The sequence below is a fragment of the Cylindrospermopsis raciborskii Cr2010 genome (assembly GCF_003367075.2).
Classification (GTDB): Bacteria; Cyanobacteriota; Cyanobacteriia; order Cyanobacteriales; family Nostocaceae; genus Raphidiopsis; species Raphidiopsis raciborskii.
The window spans coordinates 2,071,971-2,087,808 of the sequence record NZ_CP065936.1; the positions used below are offsets into that span (position 1 = coordinate 2,071,971).

General features: G+C 42.9%; 10 protein-coding genes and 3 pseudogenes. 12 read left to right on the forward strand and 1 reads right to left on the reverse strand.

The window, feature by feature from the left end; translation table 11 throughout:
* Positions 1–451 precede the first annotated feature (451 nt).
* The 4 genes and pseudogenes from C6N34_RS17105 to C6N34_RS17230 all read left to right on the forward strand — a co-directional run bounded on the left by C6N34_RS17105 (position 452) and on the right by C6N34_RS17230 (position 2,348).
* Positions 452–652 carry a hypothetical protein gene (locus tag C6N34_RS17105; RefSeq protein WP_329606398.1) on the forward strand — a complete coding sequence of 67 codons (201 nt, stop codon included), beginning with the start codon at positions 452–454 and terminating at the stop codon, positions 650–652.
* A 63-nt stretch (positions 653–715) separates the two neighbouring features.
* Positions 716–967, forward strand: a complete 252-nt coding sequence (locus C6N34_RS17110) for a hypothetical protein (protein ID WP_329606399.1) — start codon at positions 716–718, stop codon at positions 965–967.
* Positions 968–1,074: 107 nt separating this feature from the next.
* Positions 1,075–1,212 (forward strand): hypothetical protein, encoded by a 138-nt coding sequence (locus C6N34_RS17115; RefSeq protein WP_329606400.1) that lies wholly within the window; start codon positions 1,075–1,077, stop codon positions 1,210–1,212.
* 268 nt (positions 1,213–1,480) lie between these two features.
* Positions 1,481–2,348: pseudogene (locus C6N34_RS17230) on the forward strand (fatty acid desaturase).
* A gap of 78 nt (positions 2,349–2,426) precedes the next feature.
* On the opposite strand, the pseudogene C6N34_RS17235 reads toward C6N34_RS17230, so the two are convergent.
* A pseudogene (locus C6N34_RS17235) lies at positions 2,427–2,788 on the reverse strand (hypothetical protein).
* Between the two features lie 85 nt (positions 2,789–2,873).
* Here C6N34_RS17235 and C6N34_RS09440 point away from each other — a divergent pair.
* From C6N34_RS09440 to C6N34_RS09475, 8 genes and pseudogenes are all read left to right on the forward strand, one after another.
* Positions 2,874–4,427 carry an ATP-binding protein gene (locus C6N34_RS09440; RefSeq protein WP_236106969.1) on the forward strand — a complete coding sequence of 518 codons (1,554 nt, stop codon included), beginning with the start codon at positions 2,874–2,876 and terminating at the stop codon, positions 4,425–4,427.
* Between the two features lie 58 nt (positions 4,428–4,485).
* Positions 4,486–6,042, forward strand: coding sequence for an ATP-binding protein (locus tag C6N34_RS09445; RefSeq protein ID WP_236106971.1), 1,557 nt, complete (start codon positions 4,486–4,488; stop codon positions 6,040–6,042).
* 41 nt (positions 6,043–6,083) lie between these two features.
* A complete protein-coding gene (locus C6N34_RS09450) occupies positions 6,084–7,637 on the forward strand; it encodes an ATP-binding protein (RefSeq protein ID WP_236106973.1) in 1,554 nt (517 codons plus the stop codon).
* Between the two features lie 63 nt (positions 7,638–7,700).
* Positions 7,701–9,242, forward strand: a complete 1,542-nt coding sequence (locus C6N34_RS09455; RefSeq protein ID WP_236106974.1) for an ATP-binding protein — start codon at positions 7,701–7,703, stop codon at positions 9,240–9,242.
* A gap of 63 nt (positions 9,243–9,305) precedes the next feature.
* The gene (locus C6N34_RS09460) at positions 9,306–10,862 is read left to right on the forward strand and encodes an ATP-binding protein (RefSeq protein ID WP_236106976.1); all 1,557 of its coding nucleotides are present in this window, start codon (positions 9,306–9,308) and stop codon (positions 10,860–10,862) included.
* A 63-nt stretch (positions 10,863–10,925) separates the two neighbouring features.
* Positions 10,926–12,479, forward strand: a pseudogene (locus C6N34_RS09465) (ATP-binding protein).
* A 58-nt stretch (positions 12,480–12,537) separates the two neighbouring features.
* On the forward strand, positions 12,538–14,082 hold the full coding sequence (locus tag C6N34_RS09470; protein WP_236106978.1) for an ATP-binding protein: 1,545 nt from the start codon (positions 12,538–12,540) through the stop codon (positions 14,080–14,082).
* 58 nt (positions 14,083–14,140) lie between these two features.
* The gene (locus C6N34_RS09475; RefSeq protein WP_236106980.1) at positions 14,141–15,676 is read left to right on the forward strand and encodes an ATP-binding protein; all 1,536 of its coding nucleotides are present in this window, start codon (positions 14,141–14,143) and stop codon (positions 15,674–15,676) included.
* Positions 15,677–15,838: the final 162 nt, after the last annotated feature.

A 15,838-nucleotide genomic window follows, 5' to 3' on the forward strand; every position in this document is an offset into this window, starting at 1 on the left:
AGGTTCGTACCAAGTAGTTGAAAATCACTATTAGCAGTGTTTTAATTATTATTTGGGAGTGGCGATCGCTTGATCAGTTTTTCCTCAAGACGGGAAACGGAACAGCAGGCGGATTTTGGTGAGATTGGCCTGCCTGTTATTCCCAAATTTTGCGTGGCATACCACACTTTGCATTGGTGTTAATTTATCAGTAACGATTTTTCCTTTACTTCCACCCTCTGAGTAATCGTTACCATCACTGGGAGCAAGCAAAGGTGGCTAAGGTAACTGAATCTGTTGCTGGTGATAGATTAGAACACAACGCACCTCGTGTTAGTTATATAACTGAGGAACCCTATAGCTACACAACCTGGAGTCAGGGATAGAATTGTTAAGGTGACGGACAAGCAAAAAGTCACCTGGTATTTAAATTTGGCTGGCCCCAAATTCGCGACTATTGATCAAAGTAGACGTGCAAAATCGCAGTGCCATTTATATTACTGACTATACTGGTGAGTACAAAATAGAAGTCAATACCCTAAATAATAAAAATCAGTTTATATTTGAAGCACCACCACCATACGGCTATTCTCTCTTATCTGGATATAAAGTGGAGAGAAGGGACAAGACTAGAACAGACCAGTCCAGAAGATTATGGATTTCCTTGACTTAAATCCTGGAGAGCAAGCCACCATCAAAGGTTAATAAGCACAAGGGGGACCGTGTTGGGTATATAATGCCACTAATCAGTTACTCTCTGGTTTCCGCCCTACAGCTATACAGATTTGCTAATGCGGATTTTGCCAGTGGTATAGTTCCTCAGGAAATAAAAAGAGATGGAGGTAATAGTCAATTCACTTGGATTTTTAATGATAATGTTTCTGTCAAAATCCTTTCGGTGTTTACGGCTACTAAACCCATAGGTAAAACCGGAATTATAATTTCGCTTATTATTATTAGAAGCACCAGGATTATTTTTGTGGTGTGATATTACTACCATACTTAACTGTACCCATGAGCTTACAAAAATCTGGAAGGATCGCTGGGGAGTGTTCTTTACCGCTTATTAACTTTGGGCCACATACGTCAAGGTTTATGAGTGGAGAAATGCCTGCTAATAATTTCACTGGTGTTAATAGGTTTAATTATGGGTTGGGTGGGAATCGTCAATTAGGATTAGCAGCAATTATTTGTACCATTGTTGAGCGGTTTTACCTGTATTTGCATTTTTAGTTCTTTACTGGTCTAACTCCTCAGTTTAGCAGGATTATTATCAGTGATCTGGTTAGGGACATATTGGTATGACTTGGTGTACAGAAAATTTAATAATCATACAAACAGACAGTTCTAACTAAAACCAGCCACCTAGGCGCTTTTCCTAAGCACTTGGCTAAAAGCATGATTTCACCAGATTTCAGGATCAATTCTGAGATATTTAATGTATAGTGAGGATTGATATAGTTAATGATAATGTTGGTTTAAGACAGCAAAGGAGTTAGTAATGCTCACGTCGGAGGCAAAAAGCCGCTGACAATTTCCCCAAAGAATCCTTTTTAGACCCTGAGGTCTGAACTAAACCGTGTTGCTATTCTTGCAGTAGTAACTATGTTGGTACTTTCTAGCTGTGGTTACTGGGTATGGGAATGCCTCTATTGGTTATGTTTTGGCATCAACACACCCTGTCCTACATTTCTCAGGCACGATTATTCATGATGCTTGTCATCAATCAGCCCATCGTAACCAACAGCTAACGCCATATTGGGTCAAGTGCTAGCTTCCTGTGCCACTAGCCTTGCTTTCCCAGTTTTTACCAGATACACCTACAACACCATGGCAATGTCAATCATCCCAAAGATGACCCGGATCATTATGTTTCCACAGGTGGTCCACCGTGGTTAATCGCGGTGGAGATTTTGTACCATGAGGTGTTTTTCTTTCCAAAGGCAACTTTTTGGCGTAACATGAACTACTAGAATGGTTCCTTAGCTGATCATCTTTACTATTGTCTATATTTCATTCAATATCACTTTTAGGGCATATTCTCAACTTCTGGTTTGTCCCAGCTTTTGTAGTAGGCATAACACTGGGATTCTTTTGATTTACTTACCACATCGTCCATTTGTAGAGCGCGATCGGTGAAGAATGCTCGTGTATCCTGGCAAATCCTTTAATATGCTAATTTTAGGGCAGAATGTCATCTATTCATCATTTGTGCCTTCCACTATTTGGTACAATTATCAACCTGCCTACTACCTGATGAAGCCCATTTAGATTGAGAAAGGTAGCCCCCAAACTTCCGGTTTATTACAAAAAGGATTTTTGAATTTCTATGATATTTCACTGGTCTTCATTTTCATCACCATGAATAATAACTGAGAAATTTAATTGTTGAGGTTGTGGAAGTAGTACATTTTACGGTTAAGCACATCTAGTCTGAATTTTTCCGTTTATTCTCTTCCTAATTCATAGATGCTAGCACCTACAGTAGTGAGTATACCAGCATTAATTCCCAACTAGAACCTAAACTAATTTGTGACCCCAGTAGGATAATGCACCAAATACCAAGAAAGGTAAATGCTCATAATTGAAGCATAAAAAGCATTTGAGACTCTCTAGCTGTGCGGGTTTTTTCAAATTCCGTCTCGCTAGTATATAGAAACCGCTCGGCAAAATTAAACCAGCGATTTAATTGTGTGATTATCCATTCTCTAATGGATGCTAAAGCCAAATACAAAGCTAAAGACCATAAACAAGAACCAGCGATGGCTACTTTATCTATCGTGAATTGAAAAGGTAATATATCAAGCATACTAAAGATATTAAGTGATAAACTCCCATTTTACTTGAATTTGTCCTCAAATCCATATTTTATACTTAGAACTGATTATGTCATTATGCCTAAACAATTTAACACTGCTGGCCCCTGCAAAGCCAACATTCACTATATGCTCTCTCCCACAGGGCGACTACCTCAGTTGAAAGCATTAATTGATGGAGAAAATTACTTTATCATTCATGCACCGCGACAAGTAGGCAAAACCACTGCTATGATGGCCTTAGCTCAAGAATTAACTGACAGTAGGCAATACCTAGCTGTGATGTTAACCGTAGAAACCGGTGCGCCATTTCCAGATGCACCAGAACAAGCGCAACAAAGTATCCTCAGACGTTGGCAGAATGAAATTCGGTTCCGAAAATTACCCTTGCCCACTTTAACCCAAATTCAAAGGGAGACCGAGACTTCTCCCCTAGATATTCAAACAGTCCTGCAAGGGTGGGCCATGGCTTCCCCCCTACCCTTAGTGGTCTTTCTGGATGAAATTGATTCTTTAGAGGATCAAACCCTCATATCCATCCTTAGACAGTTGCGAGCGGGTTATCCCAATCGTCCCCAGGGTTTCCCCCATTCGGTGGGCTTAATTGGGATGCGGGACGTGCGGGACTACAAGGTTAAATCTGGTGGAAGTGAACGACTCAATACGTCTAGTCCGTTTAATATCAAGGCTGAATCCCTAACTTTAAGTAATTTTACTTTTACAGATGTCCAAAATTTATATGAACAACATACAACAGCTACGGGACAGGTGTTTACCCCGGAAGCAGTTCAACAGGCATATTATTTAACCGATGGACAACCATGGTTAGTTAACGCCCTAGCTCGTCAAGCTACCCAGGTGTTAGTCCAGGATATGAATGAACCCATTACTGCTGAGGTGATTAACCAAGCCAAAGAAATGCTCATTCAGCGTCAGGATACCCATTTGGATAGTTTAGCAGAAAGATTACGGGAAGCGCGGGTCAAAACTATTATTGAACCAATTTTAGCAGGTGAGGACTTACCCGACGTACCACCGGATGATATTCGTTACGTGCTGGATTTAGGTCTGTGTCGAGATCAAGGACAAGGACTGGAAATTGCCAATCCAATTTATAAAGAAGTTCTACCTTTAGTACTAAGTTATACAACTAGGGTTTCTATTGGAGCAATTGAACCTCTGTGGCTAAATGAACAAGGGGAATTATTACCCAATAAATTATTACATGCTTTTCTGGAGTTTTGGCGACAACACGGAGAACCATTGCTCAAGAGTGCGCCCTACCATGAGATTGCCCCCCATTTAGTTTTGATGGCATTTTTACACCGGGTGGTAAATGGTGGTGGTACGTTAGAACGGGAATATGCCATTGGTTCTGGGAGAATGGATATTTGTTTACGATATGGCAAGGTAGTGATGGGTATGGAACTCAAGGTGTGGCGTGAAAGAAAGTCAGATCCGTTAATCAAGGGTTTGACCCAACTGGATAAATACCTGGATGGGTTAGGATTAGATACAGGTTGGTTAGTGATTTTCGATCGCCGTCCCGGTTTACCACCCATGGGAGAGAGGATTAGTACGGAGGAGATTATTAGTCCTAATGGGCGCACCATTACCCTCATTCGTAGTTAGATTCCCATAAATTTGAACCACATCTGAATCACAGTAGTACCTTAACTTATTGTCAATTATGCCTAAACACTTTAATACTGCTGGACCTTGTCAATCTGATATCCACTATATGCTCTCTCCCACAGGGCGACTACCTCAGTTGAAAGCATTAATTGATGGACGCAATTACTTTATCATTCATGCACCACGACAAGTGGGCAAAACCACTGCTATGATGGCCCTAGCTCAAGAATTAACTGACAGTGGGCAATACCTAGCTGTGATGTTAACCGTAGAAACCGGTGCGCCATTTCCAGATGCACCAGAACAAGCGCAACAAAGTATCCTCAGACGTTGGCAGAATGAAATTCGGTTCCGAAAATTACCCTTGCCCACTTTAACCCAAATTCAAAGGGAGACCGAGACTTCTCCCCTAGATATTCAAACAGTCCTGCAAGGGTGGGCCATGGCTTCCCCCCTACCCTTAGTGGTCTTTCTGGATGAAATTGATTCTTTAGAGGATCAAACCCTCATATCCATCCTTAGACAGTTGCGAGCGGGTTATCCCAATCGTCCCCAGGGTTTCCCCCATTCGGTGGGCTTAATTGGCATGCGGGACGTGCGGGACTACAAGGTTAAATCTGGTGGGAGTGAACGACTTAATACATCTAGTCCGTTCAATATCAAGGCTGAATCCCTAACTTTAAGTAATTTTAGTTTTACAGATGTGCAAAATTTATACGAACAACATACAACAGCTACAGGGCAAGTATTTACCCTGGGAGCAGTTCAACAGGCATATTATTTAACCGATGGACAACCATGGTTAGTTAACGCCCTAGCTCGTCAAGCTACCCAGGTGTTAGTAAAGGATGTGAAGCAACCCATTACTGCTGAGGTGATTAACCAAGCCAAGGAAATCCTCATCCAGCGTCAGGATACCCATTTAGATAGTTTGGCGGAAAGATTACGGGAAGAGCGGGTTAGGGATATTATTCAACCCATGTTAGCTGGTGAAGACTTAGCTGATACAGCAGAAGATAATTTACGATATGTCCTAGACTTGGGTTTATGTCGTCGCGATCGCGGGGGTGCATTAGAAATTGCTAACCCCATTTATCGGGAGATTTTACCTAAGACCTTAGCTGCAGTGGCGATCGCATCTCTAACTTCTGTGGAACCCAACTGGTTAAACTCTGATGGTACTCTCAATCCTCAAATTCTATTAAACTCTTTCTTGGAATTTTGGCGACAACATGGGGAACCATTACTCAAAAGTGCGCCCTATCATGAAATTGCTCCCCATTTGGTGTTAATGGCATTTTTACACCGAGTGGTAAATGGTGGTGGTACGTTAGAGCGGGAATATGCCATTGGTTCTGGGAGAATGGATATTTGTTTACGCTATGGCAAGGTGGTGATGGGTATGGAACTCAAGGTGTGGCGTGAAAGAAAGTCAGATCCGTTAATCAAGGGTTTAACCCAACTGGATAAATATCTGGATGGGTTAGGATTAGATACGGGTTGGTTAGTGATTTTCGATCGCCGTCCCGGGTTACCCCCCATGGGAGAGAGGATTAGTACGGAGGAGGTTATTAGTCCTAGTGGGCGCACCATTACCCTGATTCGTAGTTAGATTCCGATAAATTTGAATCACACCTTAAATTATTGCCGATTATGTTTAAACACTTTAATACTGCTGGACCTTGCCAATCTGATATCCACTATATGCTCTCTCCCACAGGGCGACTACCTCAGTTGAAAGCATTAATTGATGGACGCAATTACTTTATCATTCATGCACCGCGACAAGTGGGTAAAACCACTGCCATGATGGCCCTAGCTCAAGAATTAACTGACAGTGGACAATACCTAGCTGTGATGTTAACCCTAGAAACCGGTGCGCCATTTCCAGATGCACCAGAACAAGCGCAACAAAGTATCCTGAGACGTTGGCAGAATGAAATTCGGTTTCGAAAATTACCTTTGCCTAATTTAACACAAATTGAAACAGAGACTGAGACCTCTCCCTTAGATATTCAAACAGTTCTGCAAGCTTGGGCCATGGCTTCCCCTCTACCTTTAGTTGTGTTTTTGGATGAAATTGATTCTTTGGAAGATCAAACTCTCATATCCATTCTCAGACAATTACGAGCGGGTTATCCCAATCGTCCCCAGGGTTTTCCCCATTCGGTGGGCTTAATTGGCATGCGGGATGTGCGGGACTACAAGGTTAAATCTGGTGGAAGTGAACGACTCAATACGTCTAGTCCGTTTAATATCAAGGCTGAATCCCTAACTTTGAGTAATTTTAGTTTTACAGATATTCAAAATTTATATGAACAACATACAACAGCTACGGGACAGGTGTTTACCCTGGGAGCAGTTCAACAGGCATATTATTTAACTGATGGACAACCATGGTTAGTTAACGCCCTAGCTCGTCAAGCTACCCAGGTATTAGTCCAGGATGTGAATCAACCCATTACTGCTGAAGTGATTAACCAAGCCAAAGAAATCCTCATCCAGCGTCAGGATACCCATTTGGATAGTTTAGCAGAAAGATTACGGGAAGAGCGGGTCAAAGCTATTATTGAACCAATTTTAGCAGGTGAAGACTTACCCGACATACCACCAGATGATATTCGTTATGTGCTGGATTTAGGACTGTGTCGAGATCAAGGACAAGGCTTGGAAATTGCCAATCCAATTTATAAGGAAGTTCTACCTCTAGTGCTAAGTTACACAACTAGGGTTTCTATTGGAGCAATTGAACCTCTGTGGCTAAATGAACAAGGGGAACTATTACCTGATAAATTATTACATGCTTTTCTGGAGTTTTGGCGACAACACGGGGAACCATTACTCAAAAGTGCGCCCTACCATGAGATTGCTCCCCATTTGGTGTTGATGGCATTTTTACATCGGGTAGTTAATGGTGGTGGTACTTTAGAGCGGGAATATGCCATTGGTTCTGGAAGAATGGATATTTGTTTACGCTATGGCAAGGTGGTAATGGGTATGGAACTCAAGGTGTGGCGTGAAAGAAAGTCAGATCCGTTAATCAAGGGTTTGACCCAACTGGATAAATACCTGGATGGGTTAGGATTAGATACGGGTTGGTTAGTGATTTTCGATCGCCGTCCCGGTTTACCACCTATGGGAGAGAGGATTAGTACGGAGGAGGTTATTAGTCCCACTGGGCGCACTATTACCCTAATTCGTAGTTAGAAAAATGCGATCGCTAAGTAAAACGTAAATTATTATTTTGCTACTTATAAATTATACCTTACTATGCCTAAACAATTTAACACTGCTGGACCTTGTCAATCTGATATCCACTATATGCTCTCTCCCACAGGGCGACTACCTCAGTTAAAAGCGTTAATTGATGGACGCAATTACTTTATCATTCATGCACCGCGACAAGTGGGCAAAACCACTGCTATGATAGCTTTAGCCCAAGAATTAACTGATAGTGGGGAGTATACAGCAGTGATGCTCTCCGTGGAAGTGGGGTCGGTTTTTCCTGATGAACCAGAACGTGCTGAAAGAGCCATTTTGGGTTCTTGGCAAGATGCAATTGATATTTGGCTTCCGCAAGACCTCCATCCCCCTTTTGACCCAGAGCGTAGGGAGAATATTGGTGCTTTCCTGAAAAGTTGGGCAAAAAGCTCTCCTCGTCCCCTAGTGGTGTTCATTGATGAAATTGACTCGTTGCAAAATCAAACGTTGATTTCAGTATTGCGACAGTTACGGGATGGTTTTCCCCGTCGTCCCCAGGGTTTTCCCCATTCGGTGGGCTTAATTGGCATGCGGGATGTGCGGGACTACAAGGTTAAATCTGGTGGAAGTGAACGACTCAATACGTCTAGTCCGTTTAATATCAAGGCTGAGTCCCTAACTTTGAGTAATTTTAGTTTTACAGATATTCAAAATTTATATGAACAACATACAACAGCTACGGGACAGGTGTTTACCCTGGGAGCAGTTCAACAGGCATATTATTTAACTGATGGACAACCATGGTTAGTTAACGCCCTAGCTCGTCAAGCTACCCAGGTATTAGTCCAGGATGTGAATCAACCCATTACTGCTGAGATGATTAACCAAGCCAAAGAAATCCTCATTCAACGCCAGGATACCCATTTAGATAGCTTAGCAGAGCGATTACGGGAAGAGCGGGTTAAGACCATTATTGAACCAATTTTAGCAGGTGAGGACTTACCCGACGTACCACCGGATGATATTCGTTACGTGCTGGATTTAGGTCTGTGTCGAGATCAAGGACAAGGACTGGAAATTGCCAATCCAATTTATAAAGAAGTTCTACCTTTAGTGCTAAGTTATACAACTAGGGTTTCTATTGGAGCAATTGAACCTCTGTGGCTAAATGAACAAGGGGAACTATTACCTGATAAATTATTACATGCTTTTCTGGAGTTTTGGCGACAACACGGAGAACCATTGCTCAAAAGTGCGCCCTACCATGAGATTGCTCCCCATTTAGTTTTGATGGCATTTTTACACCGGGTGGTAAATGGTGGTGGTACGTTAGAACGGGAATATGCCATTGGTTCTGGGAGAATGGATATTTGTTTACGCTATGGCAAGGTGGTGATGGGTATGGAACTCAAGCTGTGGCGTGAAAGAAAGTCGGATCCTTTAATTAAGGGTTTAACCCAACTGGATAAATATCTAGATGGGTTAGGATTAGATACGGGTTGGTTAGTGATTTTCGATCGCCGTCCTGGTTTACCACCCATGGGAGAGAGGATTAGTACGGAGAAGGTTATTAGTCCTAGGGGACGCACCATTACCCTCATTCGTAGTTAGAAAAATGCGATCGCTAAGTAAAACGTACTTTATTATTTTGATGATTATAAATTATACTTTATCATGGCTAAACAATTTAACACTGCTGGTCCGTGCAAAGCCAACATTCACTATATGCTTTCTCCCACAGGGCGACTACCTCAGTTGAAAGCATTAATTGATGGAGAAAATTACTTTATCATTCATGCACCGCGACAAGTAGGCAAAACCACTGCTATGATGGCCCTAGCTCAAGAATTAACTGACAGTGGGCAATACCTAGCTGTGATGTTAACCGTAGAAACCGGTGCGCCATTTCCAGATGCACCAGAACAAGCGCAACAAAGTATCCTCAGACGTTGGCAGAATGAAATTCGGTTCCGAAAATTACCCTTGCCCACTTTAACCCAGATTCAAAGGGAGACCGAGACTTCTCCCCTAGATATTCAAACAGTCCTACAAGGGTGGGCCATGGCTTCCCCCCTACCCTTAGTTGTCTTTCTGGATGAAATTGATTCCTTAGAGGATCAAACCCTCATATCCATCCTTAGACAGTTGCGAGCGGGTTATCCCAATCGTCCCCAGGGTTTCCCCCATTCGGTGGGCTTAATTGGGATGCGGGACGTGCGGGACTACAAGGTTAAATCTGGTGGAAGTGAACGACTCAATACGTCTAGTCCGTTTAATATCAAGGCTGAATCCCTAACTTTAAGTAATTTTAGTTTTACAGATGTCCAAAATCTATATGAACAACATACAACAGCTACGGGACAGGTGTTTACCCCGGAAGCAGTTCAACAGGCATATTATTTAACCGATGGACAACCATGGCTAGTTAACGCCCTAGCTCGTCAAGCTACCCAGGTGTTAGTCCAGGATGTGAATGAACCCATTACTGCTGAGGTGATTAACCAAGCCAAAGAAATCCTCATTCAGCGTCAGGATACCCATTTGGATAGTTTAGCAGAAAGATTACGGGAAGAGCGGGTCAAAGCTATTATTGAACCAATTTTAGCAGGTGAGGACTTACCAGATACCCCAGAGGATGATCGCCGGTTTTTGCTAGATTTAGGCTTAGTTAAGCGTAGTCCTTTGGGTGGACTAACCATTGCCAATCCCATTTACCAGGAGGTGATCCCTCGTGTTTTATCCCAGGGTAGTCAGGACAGTTTACCTCAAATTCAACCCACTTGGTTAAATACTGACAATAGTTTAAATCCCCAAGCTCTATTAAATGCTTTTCTGGAATTTTGGCGACAACATGGGGAACCATTACTCAGAAGTGCGCCCTACCATGAGATTGCTCCCCATTTGGTATTAATGGCATTTTTACACCGGGTGGTAAATGGTGGTGGTACATTAGAACGGGAATATGCCATTGGTTCTGGGAGAATGGATATTTGTTTACGATATGGCAAGGTGGTGATGGGTATGGAACTCAAGGTGTGGCGTGAAAGAAAGTCAGATCCGTTAATCAAGGGTTTGACCCAACTGGATAAATATCTAGATGGGTTAGGATTAGATACGGGTTGGTTAGTGATTTTCGATCGCCGTCCTGGTTTACCACCCATGGGAGAGAGGATTAGTACGGAGAAGGTTATTAGTCCTAGGGGACGCACCATTACCCTCATTCGTAGTTAGAAAAATGCGATCGCTAAGTAAAACGTACTTTATTATTTTGATGATTATAAATTATACTTTATCATGGCTAAACAATTTAACACTGCTGGTCCGTGCAAAGCCAACATTCACTATATGCTTTCTCCCACAGGGCGACTACCTCAGTTGAAAGCATTAATTGATGGAGAAAATTACTTTATCATTCATGCACCGCGACAAGTAGGCAAAACCACTGCTATGATGGCCCTAGCTCAAGAATTAACTGACAGTGGGCAATACCTAGCTGTGATGTTAACCGTAGAAACCGGTGCGCCATTTCCAGATGCACCAGAACAAGCGCAACAAAGTATCCTCAGACGTTGGCAGAATGAAATTCGGTTCCGAAAATTACCCTTGCCCACTTTAACCCAGATTCAAAGGGAGACCGAGACTTCTCCCCTAGATATTCAAACAGTCCTACAAGGGTGGGCCATGGCTTCCCCCCTACCCTTAGTTGTCTTTCTGGATGAAATTGATTCCTTAGAGGATCAAACCCTCATATCCATCCTTAGACAGTTGCGAGCGGGTTATCCCAATCGTCCCCAGGGTTTCCCCCATTCGGTGGGCTTAATTGGGATGCGGGACGTGCGGGACTACAAGGTTAAATCTGGTGGGAGTGAACGACTTAATACGTCTAGTCCGTTTAATATCAAGGCTGAATCCCTAACTTTAAGTAATTTTAGTTTTACAGATGTCCAAAATCTATATGAACAACATACAACAGCTACGGGACAGGTGTTTACCCCGGAAGCAGTTCAACAGGCATATTATTTAACTGATGGACAACCATGGTTAGTTAACGCCCTAGCTCGTCAAGCTACCCAGGTGTTAGTCCAGGATGTGAATGAACCCATTACTGCTGAAGTGATTAACCAAGCAAAAGAAATTCTCATTCAGCGTCAGGATACCCATTTGGATAGTTTAGCAGAAAGATTACGGGAAGCACGGGTTAGGGATATTATTCAACCCATGTTAGCTGGTGAAGACTTAGCTGATACAGCAGAAGATAATTTACGATATGTCCTAGACTTGGGTTTATGTCGTCGCGATCGCGGGGGTGGACTAGAAATTGCTAACCCCATTTATCGGGAGATTTTACCTAAGACCTTAGCTGCAGTGGCGATCGCATCTCTAACTTCTGTAGAACCCAACTGGTTAAACTCTGATGGTACTCAATCCTCAAATCCTCTTAAACTCTTTCTTGGAATTTTGGCGACAACATGGGGAACCATTACTTAAAAGTGCGCCCTATCATGAGATTGCCCCCATTTGGTGTTAATGGCATTTTTACACCGGGTAGTAAATGGTGGTGGTACGTTAGAGCGGGAATATGCCATTGGTTCTGGGAGAATGGATATTTGTTTACGCTATAGCAAGGTGGTGATGGGTATAGAAATTAAGATGTGGCGTGAAAGAAAGTCAGATCCTTTAATTAAGGGTTTGACCCAACTGGATAAATACCTGGATGGGTTAGGATTAGATACAGGTTGGTTAGTGATTTTCGATCGCCGTCCTGGTTTACCACCTATGGGAGAGAGGATTAGTACGGAGGAGGTTATTAGTCCTAGGGGACGCACTATTACCCTCATTCGTAGTTAGATTCCCATAAATTTGAACCACATTTGAATCACAGTAGTACCTTAACTTATTGTCAATTATGCCTAAACACTTTAATACTGCTGGACCTTGTCAATCTGATATCCACTATATGCTCTCTCCCACAGGGCGACTACCTCAGTTGAAAGCATTAATTGATGGACGTAATTACTTTATCATTCATGCACCGCGACAAGTGGGCAAAACCACTGCTATGATAGCTTTAGCCCAGGAATTAACTGATAGTGGGGAGTATACAGCAGTGATGCTCTCCGTGGAAGTGGGGTCGGTTTTTCCTGATGAACCAGAACGTGCTGAAAGGGCTATTTTGGGTTCTTGGCAAGATGCAATTGATATTTGGCTTCCGGAAGACCTCCATCCCCCTTTTGACCCGGAGCGTAGGGAGACTATTGGTGCTTTCCTGAAAAGTTGGGCAAAAAGCTCTCCTCGTCCTCTAGTGGTCTTCATTGATGAAATTGACTCATTGCAAAATCAAACCTTGATTTCGGTATTGCGACAGTTACGGGATGGTTTTCCCCGTCGTCCTCGGGGTTTCCCCCATTCGGTGGGCTTAATTGGGATGCGGGACGTGCGGGACTACAAGGTTAAATCTGGTGGGAGTGAACGACTTAATACGTCTAGTCCGTTTAATATCAAGGCTGAATCCCTAACTTTAAGTAATTTTAGTTTTACAGATGTCCAAAATCTATATGAACAACATACAACAGCTACGGGACAGGTGTTTACCCCGGAAGCAGTTCAACAGGCATATTATTTAACTGATGGACAACCATGGTTAGTTAACGCCCTAGCTCGTCAAGCTACCCAGGTGTTAGTCCAGGATGTGAATGAACCCATTACTGCTGAAGTGATTAACCAAGCAAAAGAAATTCTCATTCAGCGTCAGGATACCCATTTGGATAGTTTAGCAGAAAGATTACGGGAAGCACGGGTTAGGGATATTATTCAACCCATGTTAGCTGGTGAAGACTTAGCTGATACAGCAGAAGATAATTTACGATATGTCCTAGACTTGGGTTTATGTCGTCGCGATCGCGGGGGTGGACTAGAAATTGCTAACCCTATTTATCGGGAGATTTTACCTAAGACCTTAGCTGCAGTGGCGATCGCATCTCTAACTTCTGTAGAACCCAACTGGTTAAACTCTGATGGTACTCTCAATCCTCAAATTCTCTTAAACTCTTTCTTGGAATTTTGGCGACAACATGGGGAACCATTACTTAAAAGTGCGCCCTATCATGAGATTGCCCCCCATTTGGTGTTAATGGCATTTTTACACCGGGTAGTAAATGGTGGTGGTACGTTAGAGCGGGAATATGCCATTGGTTCTGGGAGAATGGATATTTGTTTACGCTATAGCAAGGTGGTGATGGGTATAGAAATTAAGATGTGGCGTGAAAGAAAGTCAGATCCGCTAATTAAGGGTTTGACCCAACTGGATAAATACCTGGATGGGTTAGGATTAGATACAGGTTGGTTAGTGATTTTCGATCGCCGTCCTGGGTTACCACCTATGGGAGAGAGGATTAGTACGGAGGAGGTTATTAGTCCTAGGGGACGCACTATTACCCTCATTCGTAGTTAGATTCCCATAAATTTGAACCACATTTGAATCACAGTAGTACCTTAACTTATTGTCAATTATGCCTAAACACTTTAATACTGCTGGACCTTGTCAATCTGATATCCACTATATGCTCTCTCCCACAGGGCGACTACCTCAGTTGAAAGCATTAATTGATGGACGTAATTACTTTATCATTCATGCACCGCGACAAGTGGGCAAAACCACTGCTATGATAGCTTTAGCCCAGGAATTAACTGATAGTGGGGAGTATACAGCAGTGATGCTCTCCGTGGAAGTGGGGTCGGTTTTTCCTGATGAACCAGAACGTGCTGAAAGGGCTATTTTGGGTTCTTGGCAAGATGCAATTGATATTTGGCTTCCGGAAGACCTCCATCCCCCTTTTGACCCGGAGCGTAGGGACACTATTGGTGCTTTCCTGAAAAGTTGGGCAAAAAGCTCTCCTCGTCCTCTAGTGGTCTTCATTGATGAAATTGACTCATTGCAAAATCAAACCTTGATTTCGGTATTGCGACAGTTACGGGATGGTTTTCCCCGTCGTCCTCGGGGTTTCCCCCATTCGGTGGGCTTAATTGGGATGCGGGACTACAAGGTTAAATCTGGTGGAAGTGAACGACTCAATACGTCTAGTCCGTTTAATATCAAGGCTGAATCCCTAACTTTAAGTAATTTTAGTTTTACAGATGTCCAAAATCTATATGAACAACATACAACAGCTACGGGACAGGTGTTTACCCCGGAAGCAGTTCAACAGGCATATTATTTAACCGATGGACAACCATGGTTAGTTAACGCCCTAGCTCGTCAAGCTACCCAGGTGTTAGTCCAGGATGTGAATGAACCCATTACTGCTGAGGTGATTAACCAAGCCAAAGAAATTCTCATCCAGCGTCAGGATACCCATTTGGATAGTTTAGCAGAAAGATTACGGGAAGAGCGGGTCAAAGCTATTATTGAACCAATTTTAGCAGGTGAGGACTTACCAGATACCCCAGAGGATGATCGCCGGTTTTTGCTAGATTTAGGCTTAGTTAAGCGTAGTCCTTTGGGTGGACTAACCATTGCCAATCCCATCTACCAGGAGGTGATTCCTCGTGTTTTATCCCAGGGTAGTCAGGACAGTTTACCTCAAATTCAACCCACTTGGTTAAATACTGACAATAGTTTAAATCCCCAAGCTCTATTAAATGCTTTTCTGGAATTTTGGCGACAACACGGGGAACCATTACTCAGAAGTGCGCCCTATCATGAGATTGCTCCCCATTTGGTATTGATGGCATTTTTGCATCGGGTAGTTAATGGTGGTGGTACGTTAGAGCGGGAATATGCCATTGGTTCTGGGAGAATGGATATTTGTTTACGCTATGGCAAGGTGGTGATGGGTATGGAACTAAAGGTGTGGCGTGAAAGAAAGTCAGATCCGCTAATCAAGGGTTTGACCCAACTGGATAAATACCTAGATGGGTTAGGATTACATACTGGTTGGTTAGTGATTTTCGATCGCCGTCCCGGATTACCACCCATGGGAGAGAGGATTAGTACGGAGGAGGTTATTAGTCCTAGTGAGCGCACCATTATCCTCATTCGTAGTTAGATTCCCATAAATTTGAACCACACCTTAAATTATTGCCGATTATGCCCAAACACTTTAACATTTAGGGTTATTTAATTTAAAAAACTCCCCATCCTAGACGGTGGGGAGTATGAAGGAGACTGTTAATTTTTAGATCGGTAAAAATCTAAATGATCACAAAGA